This is a genomic window from Micromonospora sp. NPDC051296 (assembly GCF_040682255.1).
GTDB lineage: Bacteria > Actinomycetota > Actinomycetes > Mycobacteriales > Micromonosporaceae > Micromonospora > Micromonospora craterilacus.
Map to the genome: position 1 here is coordinate 1 of NZ_JBFBAO010000618.1, position 1,939 is coordinate 1,939.

The 1,939-nt window shown below is 72.0% G+C and carries 2 protein-coding genes and 1 pseudogene; 1 reads left to right on the forward strand and 2 read right to left on the reverse strand.

The genetic code is table 11. The features are described 5' to 3' along the window. Positions 1-682 (reverse strand): GDP-mannose 4,6-dehydratase (locus AB0M52_RS33550; RefSeq protein ID WP_363961871.1); only part of this gene is annotated, 682 nt, incomplete at its 3' end. A gap of 181 nt (positions 683-863) precedes the next feature. Here AB0M52_RS33550 and AB0M52_RS33555 point away from each other — a divergent pair. Continuing rightward, positions 864-1,445 carry a dTDP-4-dehydrorhamnose 3,5-epimerase family protein gene (locus AB0M52_RS33555; protein ID WP_363961869.1) on the forward strand — a complete coding sequence of 194 codons (582 nt, stop codon included), beginning with the start codon at positions 864-866 and terminating at the stop codon, positions 1,443-1,445. 56 nt (positions 1,446-1,501) lie between these two features. On the opposite strand, the pseudogene AB0M52_RS33560 reads toward AB0M52_RS33555, so the two are convergent. After that, positions 1,502-1,939: pseudogene (locus AB0M52_RS33560) on the reverse strand (hypothetical protein); the annotation flags it as partial.

A 1,939-nucleotide genomic window follows, 5' to 3' on the forward strand; every position in this document is an offset into this window, starting at 1 on the left:
CCAGCGCCCGCACGTGGTCGTCGACGTGCAGCCAGTCGCGCACGTGCCGGCCGTCACCGTAGAGCGGGACGCGGTCGCCGTCGAGCAGGTTGGTGATCGCCAGCGGCACCAGCTTCTCCGGATGCTGGTGGGGGCCGTAGTTGTTGGCGCACCGGGTCACCCGTACGTCGAGCCCGTGGGTGCGGACGAAGGCCAGGGCGAGCAGATCGCTGGCGGCTTTCGTCGCCGCGTACGGTGAACTGGGCAGCACCGGGTCGGTCTCCGGCCAACTGCCCTCGTCGATCGAGCCGTACACCTCGTCGGTGGAGACGTGTACGAACAGTGCGCGGTCGCCGTGCCGACGCCGGACCGCCTCCAGCAGCGTCCAGGTGCCCAGGGCGTTGGTGCGCACGAAGTCCCCGCCGTCGGCGATGGACCGATCGACGTGCGACTCGGCGGCGAAGTGCACCACCTGGTCGTGCTCGGCCACCAGGCGGTCCACCAGCGGTCCGTCGCAGATGTCGCCTCGCACGAAGTGGTACGCGGGATGACCGGCCACCGGGCGCAGGTTCGCGAGGTTGCCGGCGTAGGTGACCTTGTCCAGGACGGTGACGTGGACGTCGCCGGGACCGTCCGGCCCGAGCAGGGTCCGCACGTAGTGCGACCCGATGAAACCGGCGCCACCGGTGACGAGGAGCCGGATGCCGCTCACGACCACCTCCGATCGCCGTCGCCCGCCGTCGCCGCTCGCCCGCCCGTCGCCTCTCGCCCGGCGACCGTCGCCTCGATCGTCGGTAGGCTCATCGTCGCCCCGGGCGCGTCGTCGACCCGGCCGGGCCGGCAAACCGACCGTCCTGGATGGACGCCGGGGGTAGGAGGACAGGGTGGAGATCCGTCCGTTGACGATCGACGGGGCCTGGCTGGTCACCCCGAGGCACCACGGCGACGACCCGGGCCTGTTCCTGGAGTGGTACCAGGCGGAGACCTTCGCCGCGGCGGTCGGCCGGCCGTTCCCGCTGGCGCAGTCCAACATCTCGATCTCCGGCCGGGGCGTGGTCCGGGGCATCCACCTGGTCGACCTGCCGCCGGGCCAGGACAAATACATCACCTGCGTCAGCGGTGCCGTACTCGACGTCGTCGTGGACCTGCGACTGGGTTCGCCGACCTTCGGTCGCTGGGAGGCGGTGCGGCTGGACGATGCCAACCGGCACGCGGTGCACCTCGACGCCGGCCTCGGCCACGCGTTCTGCGCGTTGACCGAGCCGGCCACCGTGGTGTACCTGTGCTCGTCGCCGTACGACCCGGCGGCCGAGCGTACCGTCAACCCGATGGATCCCGACCTCGCCATCGACTGGCCGGAGGGGCCGCTGCGGATGTCCCCCCGGGACGCCGGTGCGCCGAGCGTGGCGCAGGCCCGGCAGGCCGGCGTCCTGCCGGCCTACGTTCCCCGGCACCCGGGCCGGTGACGGGGCGCTGCCCCGGCCGGTGGCCCGCGCCGGCCAGACGGACCGCCCGACAGCGCTCACCTGCTGTTGTACGGCATGGTGGGGAACCATCCATAGTCGAACATCGCGGGTAGCCGCACGTTCCAGTACACGACCATGAACACGCCCAGCGCGATCAGCAACCCGCCGGTGAGCACCGCCGTCCGGGACGGGCTGGCCGCCAGGGCGCGGATGAACCCACCCCGCGTGACCAGAACGAGCAGGGCGAACAGCGCCGCGACGATGGCGATGTTGCCGAGCGACTGCAGGACGAACGCGCCGGCGCCGTAGAGCGGGTTCCCGCTCTCCACCGCCCAGACAAACAGCTTGTTGAACAGCGGGTACGGCCGGCCGATCAGGAAGCCGCCGACCAGCGCGCCGAGCACCACCACCCGGGCCACCGGGCGGTGCGCGAACGGATCCCGCACCACGCCCAGCGCGGCCAGGCCGAGATAGACGAAGGCCAGCCCGATCAG